The following is a 22,805-nucleotide window of genomic DNA, read 5'->3' as shown; positions in this document are numbered from 1 at the left end:
AACTCGCCATCATGTTCGAAGAACGCTTTCCCATGGCGTAACTAAAGGCGTCAGGGCACAAAATTACGCACACTCCCGGCTTGGTCGTCGTCCTTGAGAACTTTCTGTGGATTCTTTGAATCGAACTCTTCAGGACTGTGAGCGGCTCCCTCGTGATCGTCTTGTGCATTATGCCGCTTGCGGTGCGGCGGGCGCTTTTCTTTGGCGTAGTCTGGTTCGTTTGGCATCGGGTGCTCCGTTCTCTAATGGCGCGCTGAGCCGGCTAACTGGCTTCAAAGGCATCTTTTACCCAGAACTCTGACTGTCTGATAATGTTCCAGCCAAACCCCGTGCGCCGTGCTTCGCTCTCTGGCCTTTTATTGAAAAGCACATGCTTCAGCGAAAATCTGAGGTGGAAAGATAGGCCTCTACCCGTGTACCCGTGGCGCAACTTATCCGACCGGAACCATAGCGGCTATTCCGCGTTTCCAATACTAACCAAAGGAGAACGATGATGACTTCACAGTGCCAAGCGACCGCAAATTTGGTTCACAATGGAGAATATTCCGATCTACGGTTCGTCAATATGATGTCCGCCCATCATGCGATGGCGGTATCAATGGCCGAGGTTGCGGTGGAAAAAGGCGAGCACAACGAACTCGTCCAGTTCGCAAAGACCATGATCGAAGATCAGAAGAAAGAAATCGAAACGCTTGATGGCATAATCGAATACCTTGATGGCCCTGATGAAGTCGCGACGGAAACCCATCCCCATGAGCGCAGCATGCTCGGGATGGACAGCCCAGAAGAACTCGCAAAAAAGGCACCCTTCGACAAAGCATTCATCGATTCACAACTGCCGCACCATGCCTCTGCAATTGAAATGGCAGCGGTCGCTCTGAAACAGAGTTCCAACAGCGACATCAAGAAGCTTTCGAGGAGCATTATCGATGCTCAGGCCCAAGAGATCGGCAAAATGATCGACTGGCGCCACAGCTGGTACGGTGAAAAGGGCTGAATTTTGCCAGCAAGATAGCCTTCCTGTGATCTGGTCTACTGTTTGATGTCACAGCCACTTGACGCGCAGGCCTCAGAAAAAGTGCAAGGCTCCAGCAGGAGGAAGGCTTTTATAGTTCGCGCCGATAGGTAACCTTGCTTGGGCATAAGGGATACCAAAATTCATGACGACATTGATCGCCATCATTTTGATCTTTGCATTCTCAATGCTGTTCACCGCAGCATTGCGCGCAGGTGCTGCAGGTCCAAGCACCTATCCTCAGAAGCGCCCTATACTCGGGGGCAGTGATCCTGAGACCCATGCATGGCAACGTTTCCACATCCGGTACTACACAATGACGCTGCTGTTCGTCGCCTTCGAGATGGAAATGATGTTCATGTATCCTTGGGCTGTAGTTTTCGTAGAGGAAGGCCCCAAGGCGCTGGCAGAGATGGGTATGTTCTTGGTCATTCTATCGGTCGGGATCGTCTATGGCTGGCGGGAGGGTGTTTTTCGGTGGGAATGAGATGGCTTGCAAAAATGGCAGGGCTGGCCGAAGTGCCGGTGTTTGTAGCCTTTGGCGAGGGTGCCCCTGCAGATGCCGCGAGCGTGCTGGCTAAAGCCCCCGGATTGCGCGTTGTTGAGACGCCGCGAGCCGCAGCGATCTTGTTCGTTGTAGGCACGGTTCCAGAGGCTCTTCTACCTCAACTGCACCGCCTGCATGACCAGTTGCCGCACCCCCGCGCCAGCGCTCTCTGGCATTCTCGCAATGAGTTGTCAGGCGCGACGAGAATAGAAGAAATAGCGAACATCAGCGTTTTGTTGAGGGCAATTCACGGAGATCTGCTAATTGGCAGTCTCAAGACCGAGCCTGACTTTTTGCCCGATGCCCCGCCAAACGAGTGGCACGGGGTCGGGCCACATGGTCAGGGCGGTAAAGGCATGATGGGCGGCACGCCATATGGAAGGCCAATGGCGATGACAGCCGCCGATTTGCGGGATGGGCTGGAGCTGGATGCCTACACAGCAGATTTCGGTCCCTTTCTGCCCATGTTCCCGCCCGGGCTCGTCCTGACCCTCACTCTCCAAGGCGACACGATACAGAACGTTGCGGTTGCGCATCCGCCGTTCGAAACCCAAGAACAACGCGGTTGGGTTCTACTCAATCTTCTGGGACTGCCCACACTGGCCGAACGGATGTTACGCGCCACCAACATCGGCAATGCGACCGTCAAACGGCTGATCCGCTTATCGGGCGCGCGGGCAGCAATCCCCGAAGGGTTGGGCCGCACTCATGACGGATCGGACGTACGCACGCGCTTTGATCTGCTGACCGGCACCTCAGGACCCATTTTCAACCTGCACGTCCAGCAAATAGGCCTTGATGATCTATTGATCGGTCTGGAATGGCACGAAGCCATGCTGGTTTTGAACAGCTTTGACAACGCATCGCTGCGCGCCATTTGCGCCAATACCTCTGATCCCGAGCCCGATACAATGGCGGGCGGCATGGATCACGGCGTCCATGCAGGGCACATGTCATGAGCGTCGCCCTCACCCTGATAATAATGCTCGTATTCATGACTGTCGGCATGCTTATCGCTGCGGTTCTGGACACGTTTTTCTACCGATGGCTGGCCGGACGAACTGGGGGCAGTTTGCTAACGCCGCTCTATACCGCTGCGGCGGAAGTGTCTCGGCAACGCATTTCGACCGAGGCGCCAGACAGAATGAACTGGTTCCTGTCCATCTCGGGTTTTCTGACGCTCGGTGCGATTGGTCTCGCTGTCGTACCGCTCGGACCACAGTCTGCAGTGATTGGCCTCGAAACCAGTGTGGTGCTGTGGGGGGCGTGCGAGTCCCTCGTGGTTGTGCTTGTGTTTTTGCACGGCTGGGCACCCAATTCCCCGCTCGCCCTGATCGGGGCCTATCGCTATGTCGCTATTGGGCTGCCGATCATGCTGCTTAGCATGTTTGTCCTGATCGCCGCCGCACTGCCTGCAGAGTCGCTTGATCTACGCGCTATCGTGACGTCGCAAGAGGACATATGGAACGTGATCCGCCAACCGCTTGGGCTGCCCCTCTTCATACTGTTGGGATTGTCACTTACGCTGCGCGGACCACTCGACTACGCCGACAGTGCTGACCTTGCAGGCGGCACGTCGATTGAGGATTCAGGCGCTAATCGGTCCGGTTGGCAGGTGGCAAGATTGTCCATGTTGGTCGGCTTTTCTGCAGTGGCCGCCTCGGCATTTCTGGGCGGCTATCTCGGCCCGGTCCTTCCGGGAGTTGTCTGGCTCGCGTTCAAAACACTAACCATCATGGCTGTCATTATCGCCCTGTCTCATCTGCTGGCGCGTATGCCCGTAGCACGGATGCTCGGGCTGATCTGGAAGGTCCTGCTGCCAATTGCCTTCTTGGACTTGTTGCTGGCCGGACTGGTGGCGCTGGCATGACGGATATTGCTTTCTATTTCCTCTCGGCGATCGCCATCTGGAGCGGTTGGCGGGTTTTTCGGGTCGACTCGATGATCCGTGCAACATTCGCGCTGATGGTCTCGTTCATCTGTGTCGGTGCCATCGCGCTATTGATGTCTGCCGATTACATCGGCGTCGCCACGGTCTTTATGATGGCGGTCGAGATGATGGTCATGGGTCTTTTCATGGTGATGTTCATGATGAACCCGGCAGGCCTGAACCCGATGCAGATGGTGCATCAATACCGCCTGTCGATAGGAGCGGGCATTGTCGCTTTTATCGGCCTCACAGTCGCGGTGCTCACAACTGACCTACCGCATAATCCCCTGCCTGCGGGTCGGGATACCATGCGTGATCTGGGCATCAACCTGCTGGGCAACTCGATGCTGATATTCGAGACCGCCGGGGTAACGCTATTGGCGACCATGCTCGGCGCTGTCATCTTATCGAGCCGCCGTGGCCGGTTTGGAGTGTCGGACGAGGGTGCTATCCCCCCAGGGCTTCATCCGGGCGGAACACCTGCGGGGCGCAAGGTGGAGGAAGGCGGTGGCCACGGAGGGCATGGTGGTCATGGTGGTCATGACAAGATGACTGACGAGAAGGACGACGGCCAAGGCACTGGCCATATGGGTCACGAGATGGCCGACGCCGACCCGGCGTTGTCAGCAGGGCATACGGGTCACGTAGGACACACAACCGGCGCTGACCCCGAAGGCGCCGATCCAAAGAAGCCCAAACAAGAGCCAGCACCGGACCCGCATGAAGGCCACGGCACCAAGCCGAAGAAGGAGCATTGATATGTCGTTAACGGCCATATTGATTGTCGCGTCGGCGCTCTTTGGCATCGGTCTGTTCGGTGCGTTATCACAGAAATCCTTTGTAATGCTGATGATGGGCTTGGAGCTGATGCTAAATGGCACCCTACTCGCGGCTGTGGGGTTTTGGGCCTTTACCCTTGAAGGGGCGCCTGAGGGACAATTGCTTGCGATCCTGATCATGGCGGTGATGGCAGTCGAACTGGCAATCGGCTTTGCTCTGGTTGTTGCCGTCTATCGCAAACGCCAAGCGGATGTGATTGAAGCGCTCGGGACGCTGAAAGAATGACGCTTTGGCTACTCCCCCTTCTACCGATTTTGTCAGGCGTGTTAATCGCGGTGATGGGTAATCGGTCGCGCGGCTGGCTTGGAGGGTTGGCAGTGGCCGTGCTTGGCGGGACTTTCGTCTTGGCGTTAGCTGCCGTCACACAAGATTGGACCGCGTACTTGATCTGGTCGGATGCACTCCGGCTTACCGCCTCTCTCACGCCGATCTCAGCGGCGGTTGCTCTCATGGTTCCCGCCATAGCACTTGCTGTTGTCCTTCACGCCACACAGCATGAACAAGCGCGTGGGCTGGGGCGGCTAATTGGCATCATGATCCTGTTCACAGGCGGTATGGAATTGGTTGTCGTCGCCGATGATCTTTTGACGCTGCTTATCGGCTGGGAGCTAATTGGCGCCTGTTCCTGGGCGCTGATCTCGCACAAGTGGCGCGACATGGAAAACCCGCGTTCGGGCCTTTATGCTTTCGTGATGACGCGGTTCGGTGACCTTGGACTTTTTGCCGCGGCGATGGCGCTCTACTCCGCCACGGGGTCTTTCGATTATGCCGGTATCGCAACGCTCGAAGGCACGTTTCAGTGGATCGTAGCCTTTGGAATCCTTCTTTCGGCGGCCTCGAAAGCCGGACAGGTTCCCTTCTCGCCCTGGCTGTTTCGGGCGATGGCTGGCCCCAGTTCGGTCTCGGCGCTTCTCCATGCGGCGACGCTGGTGGCAGCCGGAGCCTATATCATCGCGCGGCTTGAGCCATCCTTGTCCATCGCTCCCGGGTTTAGCGTCGCGGCGATCTTAATCGGGTTGATCACTGCTTTGGCGGGTGGCGTCACCGGGGTTTTGCAGAACCACGCCAAACGGCTGCTTGCAGCGTCCACTTCGGCCCAACTCGGATTTATGTTCGTTGCAGTCGGCGCGGGGTATCCGGGGATCGCGGTGCTGCACTTGATTGTCCACGCCACATTCAAAGCGCCGCTTTTCCTTTCGGCGGGCCTCGCAGGCGATGCTGCGGGGAGCTACCGCCTGGATAAAATGATGCTGGGCCAATCGCTGCCAATCGTCGGGGGGCTTACAGCTATAGCAGCAGTCGGACTTGCCGGGATGCCGCCTGCGGGAGGTGGTTGGAGTAAAGAAGAGATCATTAAAGCGGTTGAACATACTGGGTATTGGCTGCCAATCGCAGTGATGCTCGGCGGCGCACTGAGCGCGGCCTATACGACGCGCTTCTTGTTGTTGGCATTTAGCTGGCGCGGCGATGACGAGCGGTCAATCGAAGTGCCTGGCATGATGGAAACCATCGGACTGGGTATCCTCGCTGCATTAACGCTGACAACAAGCCTTCTGTGGTATCCGCCCCTGGCTGAGGCACTTGCCGCCCTATTGGACATGACGCTCCCCAAAGGCAGCCCTTTGATGCTTGGCCTTTCGCTGGCCTTTGTCGCCGCCGGTGTCTTGGGCGGCGTCTATCTGGTGCGGCGGCACCCTACGCTCGGAACAAGCGGTGCCACTGCTGCCGCCTCAGATTGGCTCGGGCTGCCCAAGTTGATCACCATCGCCGTTGTGCGACCCATTGATGCGCTTGCCCGTACAACGGCTTGGATTGACGACACTCTCATTGACGCGGGGCCTCGTGGGGTCGCTTTCATGGGCCGCAAAGGGGCGGCTTTTATCGCGGAAATGGACAACCGTGTTGTTGATCAGGGTATTCGGAACACTGCTGCATTTGGCGACTGGCTCGCTCAGGTCAGCGATCGTTTCGGGGAGACGATCTCTGATGGCATACCCAAAGGCAGTGCGCGCCTGACCGGTATGTTAGGCCGCGACATTCGCCGCCTGCAAACCGGGCTCTCGCACCACTATTACGCTTACATTATCGGCGGCGTCATCGCCGTGATCGCCATTCTCGCTGCAGGAGCATGACATGCTGACACTCACCATCCTAATCCCGATGCTGGGCGCCCTGGCTCTGACCGTTCTGCCCAGTCTCGGCCATGCCACTGCCCGCATCATCGCGGTCGCAACCTCGACATTGTCGTTCTTGCTGCTTCTAATCGTCTGGTACCAGTTTGACACAAGCTCAGCGGCCCCTGCCTTTCAGGCCTATGCGGAGGCCCCTTGGATACCCGCGCTCGGTGTCTTCTGGCGCGTGGGCGTGGATGGCATGTCATTGGCGCTCTCGTTGATGAGCGGCGTCCTCTTTATCGCTTGCATCGCATGGCCGATGGAGAATCCTGAACGTCCCCGCGCCTACTATGCATGGTTTCTGTTTCTGGATTCGGTGTCGCTGGGCCTATTCATGGTCCTCGATTTACTGATCTTCTATGTCTTCTTTGATCTTAGCCTTGTCGGGATGTTCTTCCTAATTGGACGGTGGGGCCATGGTGACGCCCAAGGTGCGGCGCTCAAGTTCTTTATCTACACGTTGGCGGGGTCCCTCGCGATTTTGCTGGCGATTATCGGGCTGGTGCTGACAGTTGACCCAATCACGTTTGACATGCGCGCCTTGATTGCTGCGCAGCCATTGGCAGGGATGGATTTGCGGGGTGGTTTGATCCTTTTGGGCTTCGTTCTGGGGTTTGCCGTCAAGGCCCCCCTGTTTCCGGTTCACACATGGTTGCCACCTGCGCACGTCATGGCACCGGGGCCGGTGTCGGCCATCCTCGCTGGCGTCTTGCTGAAGATGGGGACCTATGGGCTCGTGCGGATCCCCTTTCAGATGATGCGCGAAACCTTCGCCGACTATGCATTGCCACTGGCGATTGTGGCACTCGCTTCTATCCTATGGGGAGCCATCGTCGCCTTGGGGCAAACCGACCTAAAACGGCGCATCGCCTACACTTCGGTCAATCATATGGGATATACCGTCTTGGGCATCGCCGCCGCAGGAGCCTTGTTGAACGGCGCAGAAGGCGCGCGCGAAATGGCTTTGACCGGTGCGGTGGTCGAAATGGTAGCGCACGGGTTAATCACCGGCGCGCTGTTCTTGATTGCCGGTGGCTTCTGGGCGCGCAGTGGGACCTATGACATGGATGCTTACGGCGGGCTGGCCAAAGTGGCTCCTCGACTGACAGCCGCTGCCGTGATTGCGGCTTTTGCCAGCCTCGGGTTGCCGGGGTTGGCCGGTTTTGTGGCGGAAGTGCAGATCTTTGTCGGCACCTTTGCCGTCTTTCCGGTGATCGCTGCGATTGGTCTGCTGGGCATTCTCATTACTGCCGCACTCTTTCTGCGGTTGCTGCAACAGGTGTTCTTTGGTGACCTGCCAAAAGCGCGCGAGGGGTTTGCCGATGTCAGCTTACGTGAAGGCAGCATTCTTGCAGCGATCGTGGCGCTGGTCATTCTGATCGGCATCTATCCGCGCTGGTTGCTTGATCTGATCGGCAGCGCCTCCTCTGCCATAATAGGGAGCTGACCGGTGCCAATCGGCGACGTATCCCCTGAGATCGCGATCATCATGGCGGCAGTGTTGGCGCTGCTGTTTGCGGCCTTTGCGCCCCGACGATTGCAAGCCGGGTCGGCATTCATCGCCCTCGCAGGCATTGCCGTCGCCATTGTTTCGGTTCTGGGGCAATTGGGGGAAACCCGGTTCACCTTTTCAGGAACTTGGGCGCTGGACGGAGCCAGCCTTTGGGCGCGATTGATGATCCTGCTGGGCACGGCCTTTTGTATTCTGCTGGCACCGGGCTGGTTCCGCACCGATCCACGCCATGGAGAATATTACACGATCCTCCTGCTTGGTGCGCTTGGGGCCATGGCAATGGCCGGTGCCGGAGACCTGTTACAACTCACTATCGCGGTGCTGCTGTCTTCAGTCACCGGCTACACGCTGGCCGCGTGGCACCGCGACTGGGCGCTGTCCATCGAAGCTGGCATGAAATATTTCCTCATGGGAGCACTGGCAAACGCATTGCTGATTACCGGGGTCACCTTAATGCTGGGACTCTTGGGGAACACCGGATACGCAGATATTGCCGCTTCATTAAGGCTCGGCACTGGGCTTTCTCCGCTGCTCTTTGTCGGATTTGCGCTAACCCTAACCGGCGTCGCGTTCAAACTGGGCGCAGTACCCGCGCATGCATGGTTGCCCGATGTGGCCGAAGGCGCACCAGTCCCTTCAGCCGCATTCCTGACGGTCGTGCCCAAGATCGGCGCGGCCATCGCATTGGCCCGCCTCGTGCAGCTTGTGCCCCCCGAATTTCTTGGCCTGCGCCCGCTGATCGCGATTTTAGCCGCAGCGACAATGACCTTGGGCAATCTGGCCGCGTTTTGGCAGGATGATATCCGTCGGCTAATCGGCTGGTCCTCGGTGGCACAGGCAGGCTACGTATTGATGGCCGTCACCGTTCTGGGGCTTAGCCCAGATGCGCTGAGCGCCCTTTTGGCCTTCATAGCCAGCTATGCGATAGGCAATCTCGCAGCTTTTGCGGTCGTGGCATACCTACGCGGGCGCACGGCTATCGCCGACTACGACGGCTTGGCCAAGCGGCGCCCGCTCGTGGCGACGGTACTGGTGGTCTCCTTCCTCTCTTTGGTGGGCATTCCGCCAACAGTCGGATTTCTGGGTAAATTGGCGCTGTTCATGACCACGGTAGACGGAGGCTATACTTGGCTCGCGGTGGTTGCAGCTGCCAATACCGTTGCGTCGCTGTTCTACTATGCGCGGGTAATGGGCCGCGCATATTTCAACGCGCCACCTGAGGAGATCGCTGTGCTTGATCGCTCAAGTGGTGTGGCAATGTTGATCGGGGGCATTTTCGTGATCGGCGGAGCTGTGTTGGCCGGAAGCGCGTTCACAGCCTTTCAACTCAGTCAGCTATTGCCGGGATAACTGCATCATGTGGCAAATTTAACAAGTTTTTATAGGATAACCGAAATGAAAGACTGCCTCATCATCGGTGGCGGGCCAGCGGGTCTTACCGCCGCACTTTACCTTGCCCGCTTTCTGCGCGAGGTCGTGGTCTTCGATGCGCGCGCAGGACGGGCGCTGAAAATCCCCACGACGCACAATCTTGCTCCCTTTCCTGACGGCATTTCGGGCGAGGACCTGCTTGGACGGATGCAATCCCATGCTGAAACTTATGGCGCAGAGATCATCAATGATGAGGTGCTGGAGGTTTCCAAAACAGATGGCGCATTCCGTGTGACGACCGCAAATGGCACCACCACTGCACGGACCGTTATATTGGCCTCCGGCGTGATCAACCATGGCCCGCCACTTTCAAAACAGGATCATGACCTCGGTCTGTCGCGCGGGCTTATCCGCTATTGCCCGATATGTGACGCTTATGAAGTTCGCGGCAAACAGATCGGTGTGTTGGGGCATGGCGAACACGGGCTGGCAGAGGCCCGCTTTATTCGCAGTTATTCCGATGATGTGACGCTCATTCCACCCGAGGGGTACGTGCCACATGCCACCGATGATATCGGAGTTTTAGCGTCGCCGATGCGCCGCCTGTCTTTGACAGACACTCAAGTTCTGGTCGAGGTGGAGACGGGCCAGCAGCATCTGTTCGATACGCTCTATGTGGCCCTCGGCACCAGCCCGCGTTCTGATCTTCCCGTATCTATCGGCGCCAAGTGCAATGCATCTGGTTGCGTCGTCGTTGATGCCAAGCAGGAAACCTCGGTCGCCGGTCTTTATGCCATCGGCGATATCGTCGAGGGGCTTGATCAGATCGCTTTTGCAATGGGGCAAGGTGCGGTGGCCGCGACCGCGATCCATAACGCTTTGCGCCAGTAGAACTGCATCAGGAAACGCCTTTTAAGGAGAGATTGGCTGTGTTAGCTGCTCAAGACATTGAAGATTTATCTAAACGGGATGACATGACACAGGCGAGGAAAACAATTCTGGTTTTTCTGCTGGCGCTGACAATGACATTGTCTTCGCTCATGACGCATGCTGCGGGTGCTGCACCCGCTGGTTTGACATCCGGTGAAATGGCTTCTGTTCACACGGCTTCGATGTGTGGCCTTCCCAGTGGGATGAGTGGCGATGGATGTGCAGCAATGGCAGGCCACTGCCTGAGTACGTCCTGCGATCCCTATACTTTGTCGCAACCTTCGGCGATTCGCTTTGATGTCAGCCACCCAGCACTACACATAAACTCCTACAGAATTTTCGCCACGACCGAGATCCCGCCGCCACGTACGTTGCAATAACGGCTGAGCCTTAAGTCGCGTTCCCCGCCGAGGTGGAGTGTCTTTAGATCTGTGCGTGCGGTCTGCATGTTGCCGCAGTCTCTCGCAAATTCCCAAATAGTTAAACAATGCGCCGCGTCTCCACGCGACGTTCTCATCTGTATATTTTGAAAGGAATGGAAATGAATTCCATTGCCATGTTCCGCGCGGCCCTTCTGGGGTTGGCGGTAACCACTTTGGGCGGGCTCAGTGCCACTGCCAGAGCCTTAGGCTCAGGACCCATAAAGCTGGTTGAAGTCGCTATGCCTGCGTGATTCATCCCCCCAAACTAGTGGGGAAAAATATGAGCAATCTTTATTGGCTGACTGAGGTGCAGATGGCGCGGCTTCGGCCGTATTTCCCAAAGAGCCGAGGTCGGCCACGCGTTGATGATAGACGCATTTTGAGTGGCATAATATTCATCAACCGCAACGGCTTACGCTGGTGTGATGCGCCCGCTGCCTACGGTCCACCTAAGACATTATACAACCGCTGGAAGCGTTGGAGTGATATGGGTGTGTTTGCCCGGATCATGACAGGATTGGCGGCAGAAGCCCCCGACAACAAGACAATCTCTATCGATGCCACCTATCTTAAAGCTCACCGCACCGCATCAAGCTTGGGGCTAAAAAAAGGGGGCGTGGACGCCTGATTGGGCAGACCAATGGCGGCATGAACACAAAGCTACATGCCGTTACGGACACCAGCGGCCGTCCGATCCGCTTATTCATCACCGCTGGCCAGGTTAGCGACTACACCGGTGCCATGGCTTTGCTGAGCAGTTTTCCAAATGCAGAATGGTTGCTCGCGGATCGAGGTTATGATGCCGATTGGTTCCGCGAAGCTTTGTCGGAAAGGGGCACAAGGCCCTGCATCCCTGGTCGCAAGTCGCGCAAGAAGGTCGTTAGATACGACAAGCGTCGTTACAAGCGCCGCAACCGCATTGAGAGAATGTTTGGCAGGCTCAAAGACTGGCGACGCGTCGCAACCCGCTATGACAGATGTCCAAAAGTATTCCTGTCGGCAATCGCCCTCGCTGCAACCGTCATATTTTGGTTATGAGTCCTGAACCTAAGTAAGGATGATGGTTATGACAAAAAGCAAAATGGCAAATCGCTACTCGCCAGAGGTCCGCGCGCGTGCGGTCCGGATGGTGTTCGAGCATCAAGGCTCTTATGAAACGCAGGCGGGCGCGATAGCGGCCATTGCGCCCAAGATCGGCTGTATTCCCCAGACCTTGAGCGGATGGGTCAAACAGGCTGAAAAAGACAGCGGCATGCGGGATGGCGTGACGACCGAGGAACGTGGTCGCATCAAGACGCTGGAACGAGAGAACCGTGAACTGCGCCAGGCGAATGAAATTCTCCGCAAGGCGTCAGCTTATTTTGCGCCCCCTCTCGCGCATGTTTACATGCGCTGCCGGGCAGCGGGACGGAACTCGACCGCCCACTGAAGCGAAGATCGCCTTCATTGAGGGTCAGCGCATTGTTTGCGGCGTCGAGTCGATCTGCAGGGTCCTGCCGATTGCACCGTCAACATATTACCACCGTCTCGCATGCCTCGTTGATCCGTCCAAAGCTTCGGCACGGCATCAACGGGATACAGAGCTGCGTCCCGAGATCAAAAGGGTCTGGGATGAGAACTACCAGGTCTACGGCGTTCGTAAGGCGTGGCATCAGCTGAAGCGCGAGGGCTTTGAGCTGGCGCGCTGCACGGTGGAGCGACTGATGAAACAGATTGGCATCCGTGGGGCTGTGCGGGGCAGGGTGGTCAAAACAACCGTCCCTGACACGTCAGCGCCTTGTCCGCGTGACAAGGTGAACCGCGTGTTCCGAGCACCAGCCCCTAACCTTCTCTGGGTCAGCGACTTCACCTACATGTCGACCACTGCCCGGCAGTGCATTGCGGAGCAATGTCACGAGAGGGGTGGCAGGGCTTTGTCTATGTGGCCTTCGTCATCGATACGTTTGCTGATCGCATCGTGGGGTGGCGGGTCTCGCGATCCGCCAAAACGGATTTTGTTCTCGATGCTTTGGAGCAGGCCCTGCATGATCGGCGGCCGGTCCAGAAAAGTGGATTGGTTCACCATTCGGATCGCGGCGGTCAATATTTGTCCATTCGTTACACCGAGCGTTTGGCTGAGGCTGGCATCGAACCGTCGGTCGGCAGCGTCGGGGATTCCTATGATAACGCCCTCGCTGAGACAATTAACGGTCTCTACAGAACAGAGCTGGTCCATCGCCAAGGACCGTGGCGCAACATGCAGGATCTGGAACTGGCCACCCTCGGCTGGGTCGATTGGTTCAACAACCGGCGTCTACTTGGTCCCATCGGAAACATCCCGCCAACAGAGGCTGAACAGAACTTCTATGCACAGCACGACGTGCTCGATATGGTCGCGTGAAATGAAGCTATAGGTCTCCGGTAAATCCGGGGCGATTCAGACCGCAGATGAGATGGTTGTCTTTTCGGACGCTGTCCACCCCGAACACCAGAGCCGCCCCGCCCATGGCTGGTTCCCCAAGGGACAAAAGACGGCCTTGAAGGCAACATCAGGCCGCAAGCGGCTCAACATTCAGGGCGCGCTTGACCTTGAGACCTTCCAGTTCACCTTTGTGGAAGGCGAGAAGATCAATGCCCAGACAACCCAACAGATGCTGGCAAAGTTGGAGCGCAACAACCAAACCATGACGACCATCCATGTCTTTGTCGACAATGCCCGCTATCATCATGCCAAGATACTTCAGCCATGGCTCGACAGCCCAGAGCGCCGGGTGAAGTTGCATTTCTTGCCAGCATATGCCCCGCATCTTAACCCTATCGAGCGCCTTTGGGGCGTCATGCACGATTGGGTCACACACAATCGGCACTATGCAACGTCCAACCAGTTCACCGAGGCAATTTTCGACTTCTTCCGCACAAGCCTGCCAGCAAAATGGCCCGAATTCCGCGACACCGTCACCGACAACTTCCGCGTCGTATCGCTCAAGGAATACAAAGTGATTTGGGGGTAAACCCTCAGGGCAATTCGGGCGTTGGAGTATCTATAAAATTGTTACACCTTTTTCGGGAACCAACAATCTCAAGCTGCGTTGTTCTCTAGAGCACTTTGCAGATAGGAGCTAAAAATGAAAACGACTTTGAAAACAATCGCGATTGTTGGGGTTCTGGGCAATGTTTCTGCGCCTGCCTTTGCAGCGGCGCATACGGTCATGGCTACCATGACCTGCGCCCAATATGCTCAGCTAAGCGACAATGATAAATTGGAAGTCGCATACAAGGCGATTGCTGAGCTTGACGATGGCGGTGATCACGTCGGTTCGATGATCAGCGAGACAAGAAATGATGGTTCTGCGCCAAGCGACATTTCTGTTACTAAAGCCACGGACGCTCAGGAGACTTCAGGCTCGATGATCAATGACACCCAAGCTGTGGAAGATACGGAAGAGGCGGACGCCATGGCTCACACCGATATGGAGCAGAATTTGGAAAACTTTGTGGCCATCTGTGCGCAGAACCCGGATGCACTGGTGAGCGAGGCTGCAGCGAACATGCGCGGTAAAGACTAGGCGGCACACCCATTAATTCTTGTTTGATTGCATAGTTTTGTGATTCACTTTCAACCTAACGGATTGAAGCGGACCGGCTTTCAGCCGGTCCGCTTCAGCGTGAAACCGTATGAGAGCCCCCCTGCGTTTGAAGCCTCCGAAGGGGTAAGGCTTCAAACGCAGGGGGGCTCTCATGGCCTATTCTACAGGATCACATACCAGATTTTATTACCGATATCATGTCGTTTGGGCGACAAAGTACCGCTACAAGGTGCTGTGCGGTCCAATGCGGGAGCGGATCCGCGATGACCTGCCACGGGATTTTTCCTCCACCGTCGATTAGAGTCCGGCCCAACTTGAGGACGGACAATGAAGCGAACGAGATTCACGGACGAACAGATCATCGGCATCCTTGGCGAGCACGAAGCAGGCGCAAAATGCGCGGACTTGTGCCGCAAGCACGGCATGTCGGAAGGCACCTTTTATAACTGGAAGGCCAAATTCGGCGGCATGACGGTGTCTGAGGCCAAGCGGCTGAAGACGCTTGAGGATGAGAACGCCAAGCTGAAGAAGCTGCTGGCCGAGCAGATGCTCGATCTGGCTGCAATGAAGGAACTGGTTTCAAAAAAGTGGTGACGCCTGCCGTGAAGCGCGAGGCGGTCGCGCATCTGAAGGCCCTTCTCGGGCTATCGGAACGGCGGGCGTGCCGGATTGCCGGGGCGGACCGCAAGATGGTCCGCTACCAGGCTAAGCGTGCGCCGGACACGGTTCTACGCGGTCGGTTGCGGGATCTGGCCAATGAGCGTCGACGGTTCGGTTATCGGCGGCTCTTCGTGCTGCTGCGCCGCGAGGGCGAGCCCTCGGGGATCAACCGGATCTATCGGCTTTACCGCGAGGAAGGGCTGGCGGTGCGCAAGCGAAAGGCCCGACGCAAGGCTGTCGGGACACGGGTGCCAATCTTGGTCGAAGCACGGGAGTGTCATGAACTTTGTGTATCTGGCCTGGCCCATGCGGGTTTTAGATACAGTCACGCATTGAAGCGATCCTCGAACATTATGGCGAAATGATTGCGGGCTGCAAACCATTCTCGAACATTCCGGCCGCCTTTCTCAAAGTTGCGGATCGCCAAGTAGATCAGCTTCGTTGCAGCGTCTTCGGTCGGGAACGATCCCCGCGTCTTGATCGATTTGCGGATTACACGGTTCAAGCTTTCAATCATTGCCCGGCAGGCGCATGCAAAGCATGCTGCCGAGAGGGGGCGTTGGTGGTGTAGATGATCTTCCGGATGGCAGGATCAAAAGCAAAGAACGGGATCACTTCCTGCCAAGCTCTGCGCCAGGCCGGTGCGATGGAGGCATATTTCCCGGCCCATTTTTCCTCGAAGGCATCCAACTCCAAGCCAGCTTGATCGGCTATAGGGGCGCTGTAAATCCGCCGCAGATCGGCTGCCACCTCCTTGCGATCTTTCCAAGCACAGAAGTTCAGCGAATGGCGCACGAGATGAACAATGCACGTTTGCACGGCCGTGTCCGGAAAGGCTGCTGTGATGGCATCCGTTGCCCGGCAGTCGAAACGCAGTTTCGATGAGAGGGAGGGAAGCCCTTGAGACCATCTACGACCGCAATCAGGATGTCTTGCAGCCCACGGTTCTTCAGCTCTGTCATCACCGAGAGCCAAAATTTGGCGCCCTCGTTGTCAGCGATCCAAAGACCGAGAACCTCGCGCACGCCATCCCTGCTGACGCCGAGGGCCACGTAGACGGCTTTGTTCTTGACCATGCGGCTATCCACTGCCCGGCAGGGCATTGCGAAGCAATGTCCCGAGAGGGGCGTCGCGGATCTTGACCCGTAGAGCGTCAAAAATGACGATGGGATACATCCGGTCCAGCGCCCGGGACTGCCATTCCCGAACCTCATCCAGCACCGCATCGGTCACGCGGCTGATCAAGTCTGGCGAAACTTGCAGGCCATAGACGTCCTCAAGATGAGCACGGATGTCGCGGACGGTCAGACCGGCGGCGTAAAGCCCGATAATCTTGTCATCCATCCCATCAATGCGGGTCTGCCCCTTCTTCACCAGTTCAGGCTCGAAGCTGCCGTCTACTACCCGGCAGGCGATTGCAAAGCAATCTGCCGAGAGGGCCGGTCCCGCGGCACAGCGATAGGCAGTTCGCCGTCTTGCCCCTTCAATCTCTTGGCAGATGAGCCGTTGCGACGGTTGGCCTGATCAGGCGGGGCATCCTTGCCGTCTTCATAGCCCAGATGTGCCGTCAGCTCAGCACCGAGCATCCGCTCCATCAGCTTGATCTTGAGCTCTTTCATTAGCCCGGCATCGCCAAGCAGGGCTTCAGGCCGCTCGCAGCCCTTCAGTAGTTCGTCCAGCAGTTCCTTGGATATGGTCATCGTCCTTGCTCCTCTCAGGAAGCATGGACCAGTTCGCAGTTACACAAAAGATCGGACACTCTCGCCCAGTTTTCTCTACGCACATGACCCAATCAATCTAATCTTCCGTCCTCGCCGTTACAGACTCACAGCAACCTCATACCGCCACGCACGGGCCGATGCTTTCGGCCTCTGGGCCGACTACACCGCCGACATGGCGGCGTAACCTACCGATCATCGGAACCGTAAAAGCCCAAAACAACAACTTGGCGATGCCCCGCAGGGTTGTCATGGCCTCTTTCTTCAGCGTTTTGCTAAACCAGAAGCCGCCCTGTGCAAGATAGCATATGAAACTGAAGGTCGTTTCAGCAGGGCACCTAAGGATCGAAGGCGATAGGCAACGACAATCAATGCGCTCCCGGAGACAGCCCTACGATAGGCTGCCGCGAAACGCGCACCTAAAGACAGGTCAGATCTGCTTGATCGTTCACACATGGCAATGCCGTTGAAGCAGTCGGAGAAGGCGCCTAGTATCTCGGATCTTGGCGGTTCGACTATTGTCGAGGCGCTATTTTCTCAAAAGCCTGAAAAACTCACTTGACGGCGGCTTCCTCCAACAGAGCCCTCACATTCGCAATTGGAACACCAAGGTTGGATCCGCCGTATTCCGGTAAAATAGCAGAGTTGACGGCCACGACTTCACCATTGGTGTTCAGTACAGGCCTGCCACTACCGCCATGAGTGGTTTCGGCATCATAGACGATCGCCGCCGATGTCACCTGTCCGACGATCCCTCGGCTGGCGAGCGGCGCTATGAGGTGATTTTCGGCCAGCTCGTTCTCCTTGGTCAAAGTTAGGTCCGCAAACCAAACCTTAGCCGAAGAACAACCATGGCCGCCAAGCGACCCGCACGCGCCTCGCTTCGCTATGCGAAGGCTCCGCTCAGCCCGCGCTACCAGCGGGAATTATACCAACTGTTGGGACACTGCTAACCTGGTTCTGCTCTTTGGGCCAAAGTCCGCTTCGCGCCCTTCTATTGATTACGGTAGAGTTGCGGTGTCAGTGACACCGAAGCAGAAGCAGCAAGGTCTTTAAAGGACGCACTTCCAGATGCTTTCGACCGTTCGATCAGATCTACCCGCGCGGTAGGTTCAACCAATAACGCGTGTACCTGAGCTCGCCGGTCCTTTTCAGAGCTACCATCTCAACCAGATCCTGTAAGTCCCTTGTTGCCGTTGCACGCGACGTTCCGGTAATCGAAATATAGTTCTCAGCGCTAAGCCCACCTTTGAACCCGTCCGGCCCCTCCCTGAATACGCGTTCAATCACTTTGGCCTGGCGGTCGTTCAACTGATCGCGATGCCGGTCATAGAAACGTGCCTTCGCGATGAAGAACCCAACCCGATCCAGGGTGACTTGCTGTGCCGTCAGGATTATCTCCGCGAACCATTCCAGCCATGGCGTGACATCCAACGTTTTCTGGTGCCGCTCGAGCTCATCGTAGTAGGTCTTCCGCTCCCGCTCGATCGTAAAGGCAAGTGCGATCAGGCTGGGTTGGCCCATGTTTTGCGCTAGAGATTTTTCTGCCAGAGCGCGACCCAAGCGACCGTTACCATCTTCAAAAGGATGGATACTTTCAAAGTATAGATGGCTGAGTCCAGCTCGCGTGAGCGCCGGCAATGGCTTGTCGGCGCCCGGCGTAGTAACCTTGAACCAATCCACAAACTGATCCATTTCATCTGGAACTTGCTTGGAGTGTGGGGCCTCAAAATGCACTGTTGGCCGATCCAGGCGACCCGAGACGATCTGCATGGCATCTTCATGTTGGCGATAGGCACCAACGCTTTCCAACCGCCGATCATGGGACAACAGCATACTATGCCATCGGAACAGGGTCTCATGCGTGAGTGGCTCGGCATAAGTCGAATAGACATCGACCATCATCTCGGCGACACCTTGCTCTCTGGGCTTGGTTGGATAGCTGTCAGGCGACAATCCCAGTTGGCGGCGCAGCGAAGACTGCACGCTTTGGCGATCCAGCATCTCGCCTTCGATGGCGCTGGTTTTCATGGCTTCATCGCTTAGTAAGTCGATGCGCAGTTGATCGCGCTCCGACGGACTGACATGGTGAACCGCACCCAGAATTTCACCCGCCGACAGCAAGAAACGCTGCTCGAGCGGTGCGAGAGTTGCAGTGTCATACCGAAATTCCGGCCAACCAGGTATCTTCCAGTTCCATGCCATGAGTTATAGCGGTCTTTCCTATACCTCATATATTGATCATTTTCGAGCCATAGAAGTCAATCTATAACTCAGAGGAGTGTAATTACACGTAAACCCTGCTCACACCTTCGACTGATCGAAAGTCAAAGCCCGACCAATTGAAAGCGAAGAGGAAGGATATGGGAGTATGGGTAAACATTTCTTACAGAAATTCTGAACCGGTAAGGGCTTTGTTCTGCACATGTAGCCACCTCTCATGACCAGCCAAGTTTCACAACCTCGCCTGAAGTCAGCTAATCATGCAGCTGCTCTTGTCATCTTAATAAATGCGCGAAACCCTGTCCGTCAGAACAATAACAAGGTACTCGGAAAAAGATCAGCGCGTGCTGTACTGGTCTCATCAGAGGAAAGCTACACATGACCGATACCCCCCCCGATGAACGGAGCCGAAAGCCTTGTAAATACGTTGATCGACAGCGGCGTAGAGGTGTGTTTCACCAATCCCGGGGCATCGGAGATGCACTTTGTTGCAGCACTGGATCACATCACTGGCATGCGTTCCGTGCTTGCGCTGCAGGAGGGAGTCGCTACGGGGGCGGCCGACGGATACTGGCGATGGCGCGCAAACCTGCATCGACCTTGCTGCACCTCGGACCGGGTCTGGCGAACGGATTGTCCAATCTGCACAATGCCAAGAAGGCTGGTTCCGGAGTGGTCAACATCATCGGCGAACATGCAGCGACCCATATCGAACTTGATGCGCCGCTGACTGCCGATATCGAGGGGATCGCACGACCCATGTCCCATTGGGTGCGCACCTCGCCCTCTGCCGAAACTGTTGGCAAGGATGCCGCCGAAGCAGTGCAGGCAGCCAAGATCATACCGGGGCAGATCGTGTCGCTTGTACTGCCAAGCGATACTGCTTGGAGCAGCGGCGGCGTGATCCATCCGCCCCTGCCCAACCCTTCCCCGCGGCCTTTCGCCGAAGATGTGCTGGATGATGCGACACGCGCGTTGACTGGCCCTGACAGCCTGCTGTTGCTGGGCGGTGGTGCCCTGACCAAAGCAAATCTGGAGATTGCTGGCCGGATCGCTGCGAAAACAGGGTGCAAGCTGCTGTCGGAGTGGTCCAACGCGCGGCTCGAACGTGGAGCGGGCCGGGTTTTTGTCGGCAAGGTGCCATATCCCATCGACATCGCGTTGGAGGTACTGAAGCCATTCAAGCGGATAGTTTTGGTCGGCGCGCGGGCACCGATTGTTTTTTTTGCGTATCCCGGCAAACCTGCGGTGCTGACCGACCCTGATGCTGAAATCCTGAACTTGGCACATGCTGGAACCGATATCGACGCAGCGCTCTCAGCGCTCTGCGCGGCATTAGGTGCAACTGATACGCTGCCCGCACATGTGGCAGAGGCCGCACTACCAGAACGTCCCGAGGGGCTAATAACCCTTGATAGCCTTGCCGCACATATCGCCCGCGCGATCCCCGAAAACGGGATCATAGTTGACGAATCCGTCACGACCGGACGTGCATTCTTTCCCGCCACAAAAGGGGCAGCTCAGCATACATGGCTCAACAACACCGGCGGATCCATCGGTTATTGTTTGCCCGCTGCCATCGGCGCGGCCGTTGCCTGCCCCGATCGAAAGGTCTTGGCCCTTACGGGTGACGGATCGGCCATGTACACAGTCCAGTCGCTTTGGACGATGGCGCGCGAAAATCTTGACATCACGATTTTGGTTTTCGCCAATCACAGCTATCAGATCTTGCGAGGCGAGCTCACTAATGTAGGGGTCGGCAATCCCGGACCGCGCGCTATCGATATGCTGTCGCTTGACCGCCCTGCGTTGGATTGGGTGCAAATGGCGCAATCGATGAGTGTCGACGCACAGCGGGCTTCAAGTTGTGATGAAATTGAAGCAGCACTCCGAGAAGGCCTTGCACACCACGGGCCTTTTCTTATCGAGGTCGCTCTTTGAAAAAGCCACTGCACCGGGTGTGGGCTACCCTAAAATTCGGCTTTTGTTAAAAAACAGTAGCTTATTTAGACTGGTGTTGTAACCAACACGGCACACCCAATGTACGTACGGCCAAAGATCCAGATATACGCGCAGCCGCCACAAAACGGTCCGGCATCTCCGGCACCACGTCCGATCGACCGGGACAGGTCTTACGTGCGAAAACTCGATCGGCTTATGCCCAGCCCGTAGATCAGGTGCTCACGCTCCTGATGATCCTCCTCACTCTCCTACAGTCATGCCTGCATCGATTAACTGCTCTTGATCGGGAAGATCGAGAAGGCTCTCTAACCCGAACGCGACAAGGAACTGATCCGTGGTAACGAAGGTATAGGGCGCACCGCGTTGCGGAGACCTTGGTCCAGTCCCGATCAGGTTGTGTGCATGCAGTCGGCCAATCAGGTCACGGCTGATCTCTTTGCCAAAGATGTCCTTGAGCCCGTCGCGGGTGATTGGCTGGTGATAGGCGACGGCCGCCAGAACGGCGACGTCGAATTCACTCAAATCCAGCAGTTGTTCGCCGACATCTGCCGCAGCGCGGATCGCGGGCGCGTAGGTGGCACGCGTGCGGAACATCCAGCCGCCGGCGACATAGGTGATTTCGAAAGCCCGCCCCTGCAGATCGGCGGCCAGATCCTCGACCAGCAGGTCGACCGAGGCCCCCTGCCCCACCACGCGGGCTAGGTCTTCGTGCGGGACCGGCGAAGCCGAGGCAAACAGCACCGCCTCGATCCGCCGCATCCATTCCCGCCAGCGCAGCTCCGGAGGCGTGTCGGCCAGCTCGCGGTCAAGCTCCGGTTCAGCCCTGTCCCTCGCCATCCTCACAAACCATAGAGCCGGAAGGTGTCACGGCCGGTCAGCTCGCGCACGGCGCCGAGGTCGACCAGCCGGTCACACAGCCGCCGCGCGGCGCGATCCGGCAAGGGCAAAGCCGAAGGCGCAACAGCATCGCGGGTCAGAAACATCTCGACTGCCTCGCCAGATGCCTTTGCCCCCAGCTTCGGTGCGACCGCATTCAAATGCGCGGCGCGTCGGGCAAGGTCGGCGGCCATGCGCCCAGCCTCGACAGCCGAGGAGATGAGCGCCCGATGACAGGCCAAGCATAGCTCATCGCCTTGTTTGCGCAGGTCGGCGCGTTTCAGACCTGCTGCGAGCAGCGGCAGGAGGTGATCCCAGCCTAGCGCCTTTGCAAGGACGGCATCCGCAAGGATCAACGCTATTCCCTCTCCACGCGGCACCTCTGTCAGCACAGCCTCCAGCACCATGACAATACGGGTCACTGGCACCCCTTTCCCCGCATCCAGCCATGCTGGCGATCTGGCCCGGCGCAAGCGCTGGCAAGGCTCGACCGAGAGCCTTAATCGATATCGGACGATCCACGGCGCGGCGCCAAGCCATGTAGGATTCACCGGCCGGTCCGGGCAAATCACCGGGGCGCAGAAGATGCACCGCGTCGCGCAGCTCCCCTGCCCGCTCGGGACGACCAGAAAACGCGACCAAGGCCTCTGCAGCCCGCAGCGCCAGCCGGTCCCGCAACAAGGCTTGGGGGACGCCCTCACGTGCCAGCACAATATGCAGGTAGTTGAGCGCCGCGCCCGACAAAAACGCAGCATCTTCAGCGCTTTCGGCACGTGTGGACGTGACCCAGGCCGGCATCCGGGGTAGCGTGTCGAGGTCGCTGATATGATTCAGTCGGGCAAACGTCATGTCCGAAGGTTACACTCGCACGGCGCTTTCTACCAAAAAATAGCGCAGTAACCGCCCCACCTTGCTGTCCCTAGTTATGTCCAATAAGTTTACATTATCGGACATAGAAGATATGTTGCCAGACAGTTCAACTGTCGTTTTGATTTCATGGGTGGACTGGCCCGAAATCGGCCCTCTCGTCGAGGAAGTTCCCATTTAATGGGTGGACC

Annotated in this window: 18 protein-coding genes, 8 pseudogenes and 1 other annotated feature; of the genes and pseudogenes, 20 read left to right on the top strand and 6 right to left on the bottom strand. The window is 57.2% G+C overall.

Translation table 11 applies throughout. The features are described from left to right. Positions 1–50 precede the first annotated feature (50 nt). Positions 51–227 carry a hypothetical protein gene (locus ACGYK7_RS17625; protein WP_394403719.1) on the bottom strand — a complete coding sequence of 59 codons (177 nt, stop codon included), beginning with the start codon at positions 225–227 and terminating at the stop codon, positions 51–53. A gap of 263 nt (positions 228–490) precedes the next feature. Here ACGYK7_RS17625 and ACGYK7_RS17620 point away from each other — a divergent pair, with 263 nt between their 5' ends. The 17 genes and pseudogenes from ACGYK7_RS17620 to ACGYK7_RS17540 all read left to right on the top strand — a co-directional run. Beyond that, the gene (locus tag ACGYK7_RS17620) at positions 491–997 is read left to right on the top strand and encodes a DUF305 domain-containing protein (RefSeq protein WP_394403718.1); all 507 of its coding nucleotides are present in this window, start codon (positions 491–493) and stop codon (positions 995–997) included. A 163-nt stretch (positions 998–1,160) separates the two neighbouring features. Then, on the top strand, positions 1,161–1,502 hold the full coding sequence (locus tag ACGYK7_RS17615; protein ID WP_394403717.1) for an NADH-quinone oxidoreductase subunit A: 342 nt from the start codon (positions 1,161–1,163) through the stop codon (positions 1,500–1,502). A 14-nt stretch (positions 1,503–1,516) separates the two neighbouring features. Then, entirely contained in the window at positions 1,517–2,521 is a 1,005-nt protein-coding gene (locus ACGYK7_RS17610) for a hypothetical protein (protein ID WP_394403716.1), read from the top strand. Continuing rightward, positions 2,518–3,432 (top strand): NADH-quinone oxidoreductase subunit H, encoded by a 915-nt coding sequence (locus ACGYK7_RS17605; protein ID WP_394403715.1) that lies wholly within the window; start codon positions 2,518–2,520, stop codon positions 3,430–3,432. The genes ACGYK7_RS17610 and ACGYK7_RS17605 overlap by 4 nt, the downstream gene beginning before the upstream one ends. Beyond that, positions 3,429–4,250, top strand: coding sequence for an NADH-quinone oxidoreductase subunit J (locus ACGYK7_RS17600; protein WP_394403714.1), 822 nt, complete (start codon positions 3,429–3,431; stop codon positions 4,248–4,250). Before ACGYK7_RS17605 ends, ACGYK7_RS17600 begins: the two co-directional genes overlap by 4 nt. A 1-nt stretch (position 4,251) precedes the next feature. Further along, positions 4,252–4,557: an NADH-quinone oxidoreductase subunit NuoK gene (gene nuoK / locus ACGYK7_RS17595; protein WP_120351440.1), complete on the top strand. Its 306-nt coding sequence runs from the start codon at positions 4,252–4,254 to the stop codon at positions 4,555–4,557. Further along, positions 4,554–6,464, top strand: a complete 1,911-nt coding sequence (locus tag ACGYK7_RS17590; protein WP_394403713.1) for an NADH-quinone oxidoreductase subunit L — start codon at positions 4,554–4,556, stop codon at positions 6,462–6,464. The genes nuoK and ACGYK7_RS17590 overlap by 4 nt, the downstream gene beginning before the upstream one ends. Before the next feature lies 1 nt (position 6,465). Then, positions 6,466–7,953 (top strand): NuoM family protein, encoded by a 1,488-nt coding sequence (locus ACGYK7_RS17585; protein WP_394403712.1) that lies wholly within the window; start codon positions 6,466–6,468, stop codon positions 7,951–7,953. Between the two features lie 3 nt (positions 7,954–7,956). After that, on the top strand, positions 7,957–9,369 hold the full coding sequence (locus ACGYK7_RS17580) for an NADH-quinone oxidoreductase subunit N (protein WP_394403711.1): 1,413 nt from the start codon (positions 7,957–7,959) through the stop codon (positions 9,367–9,369). A 45-nt stretch (positions 9,370–9,414) separates the two neighbouring features. Beyond that, on the top strand, positions 9,415–10,281 hold the full coding sequence (locus tag ACGYK7_RS17575) for an NAD(P)/FAD-dependent oxidoreductase (RefSeq protein WP_348409612.1): 867 nt from the start codon (positions 9,415–9,417) through the stop codon (positions 10,279–10,281). A 38-nt stretch (positions 10,282–10,319) separates the two neighbouring features. After that, on the top strand, positions 10,320–10,700 hold the full coding sequence (locus ACGYK7_RS17570) for a hypothetical protein (protein WP_394403710.1): 381 nt from the start codon (positions 10,320–10,322) through the stop codon (positions 10,698–10,700). 322 nt (positions 10,701–11,022) lie between these two features. Beyond that, positions 11,023–11,780 (top strand): IS5 family transposase gene (locus ACGYK7_RS17565; protein WP_394403709.1). Its coding sequence is split into 2 segments (ribosomal slippage): positions 11,023–11,359 and positions 11,359–11,780, totalling 759 coding nucleotides; the frame shifts between segments, so codons are not numbered across the junction. A 28-nt stretch (positions 11,781–11,808) separates the two neighbouring features. Further along, positions 11,809–13,122 (top strand): annotated as a pseudogene (locus ACGYK7_RS17560) (IS3 family transposase). Further along, positions 12,144–12,250 (top strand) — a sequence feature (AL1L pseudoknot). (Overlaps the previous pseudogene by 107 nt.) Before the next feature lie 43 nt (positions 13,123–13,165). Further along, positions 13,166–13,732, top strand: a pseudogene (locus ACGYK7_RS17555) (IS630 family transposase); the annotation flags it as partial. 114 nt (positions 13,733–13,846) lie between these two features. Further along, positions 13,847–14,287, top strand: coding sequence for a hypothetical protein (locus ACGYK7_RS17550; RefSeq protein ID WP_394403708.1), 441 nt, complete (start codon positions 13,847–13,849; stop codon positions 14,285–14,287). Between the two features lie 172 nt (positions 14,288–14,459). Continuing rightward, positions 14,460–14,573: pseudogene (locus ACGYK7_RS17545) on the top strand (transposase); the annotation flags it as partial. Positions 14,574–14,635: 62 nt separating this feature from the next. Further along, positions 14,636–15,240: pseudogene (locus tag ACGYK7_RS17540) on the top strand (transposase); the annotation flags it as partial. A gap of 53 nt (positions 15,241–15,293) precedes the next feature. Here the strand turns inward: ACGYK7_RS17540 and ACGYK7_RS17535 are convergent. After that, positions 15,294–16,668, bottom strand: a pseudogene (locus ACGYK7_RS17535) (IS256 family transposase). 70 nt (positions 16,669–16,738) lie between these two features. On the opposite strand from ACGYK7_RS17535, the pseudogene ACGYK7_RS17530 reads away from it, so the two are divergent. Continuing rightward, positions 16,739–16,873 (top strand): annotated as a pseudogene (locus tag ACGYK7_RS17530) (IS6 family transposase); the annotation flags it as partial. Between the two features lie 367 nt (positions 16,874–17,240). Here ACGYK7_RS17530 and ACGYK7_RS17525 read toward each other — a convergent pair. Together ACGYK7_RS17525 and ACGYK7_RS17520 are read right to left on the bottom strand one after the other, a co-directional pair. Continuing rightward, positions 17,241–17,498, bottom strand: coding sequence for a hypothetical protein (locus tag ACGYK7_RS17525; RefSeq protein ID WP_394403707.1), 258 nt, complete (start codon positions 17,496–17,498; stop codon positions 17,241–17,243). A 283-nt stretch (positions 17,499–17,781) separates the two neighbouring features. Next, complete coding sequence (locus tag ACGYK7_RS17520) at positions 17,782–18,891, bottom strand: Fic family protein (RefSeq protein ID WP_394403706.1); 1,110 nt, start codon at positions 18,889–18,891, stop codon at positions 17,782–17,784. A gap of 415 nt (positions 18,892–19,306) precedes the next feature. Here ACGYK7_RS17520 and ACGYK7_RS17515 point away from each other — a divergent pair. Together ACGYK7_RS17515 and ACGYK7_RS17510 are read left to right on the top strand one after the other, a co-directional pair. Continuing rightward, positions 19,307–19,435 (top strand): annotated as a pseudogene (locus tag ACGYK7_RS17515) (thiamine pyrophosphate-binding protein); the annotation flags it as partial. A gap of 50 nt (positions 19,436–19,485) precedes the next feature. Then, positions 19,486–20,850: an acetolactate synthase large subunit gene (locus ACGYK7_RS17510; RefSeq protein WP_394403705.1), complete on the top strand. Its 1,365-nt coding sequence runs from the start codon at positions 19,486–19,488 to the stop codon at positions 20,848–20,850. Positions 20,851–21,111: 261 nt separating this feature from the next. Here ACGYK7_RS17510 and ACGYK7_RS17505 read toward each other — a convergent pair whose 3' ends face one another. Together ACGYK7_RS17505 and ACGYK7_RS17500 are read right to left on the bottom strand one after the other, a co-directional pair. Next, the gene (locus ACGYK7_RS17505) at positions 21,112–21,708 is read right to left on the bottom strand and encodes an SMC-Scp complex subunit ScpB (RefSeq protein WP_394403704.1); all 597 of its coding nucleotides are present in this window, start codon (positions 21,706–21,708) and stop codon (positions 21,112–21,114) included. Between the two features lie 2 nt (positions 21,709–21,710). Continuing rightward, positions 21,711–22,596 (bottom strand): annotated as a pseudogene (locus tag ACGYK7_RS17500) (DUF1403 family protein). Positions 22,597–22,805 lie beyond the last annotated feature (209 nt).

Source organism: Sulfitobacter sp. 1A15299 (assembly GCF_043556915.1).
In the GTDB taxonomy this organism is placed as follows: Bacteria; Pseudomonadota; Alphaproteobacteria; order Rhodobacterales; family Rhodobacteraceae; genus Sulfitobacter.
Note: the sequence above shows the minus strand (reverse complement) of the source record. Positions and strands in the feature narration are given on the sequence as shown.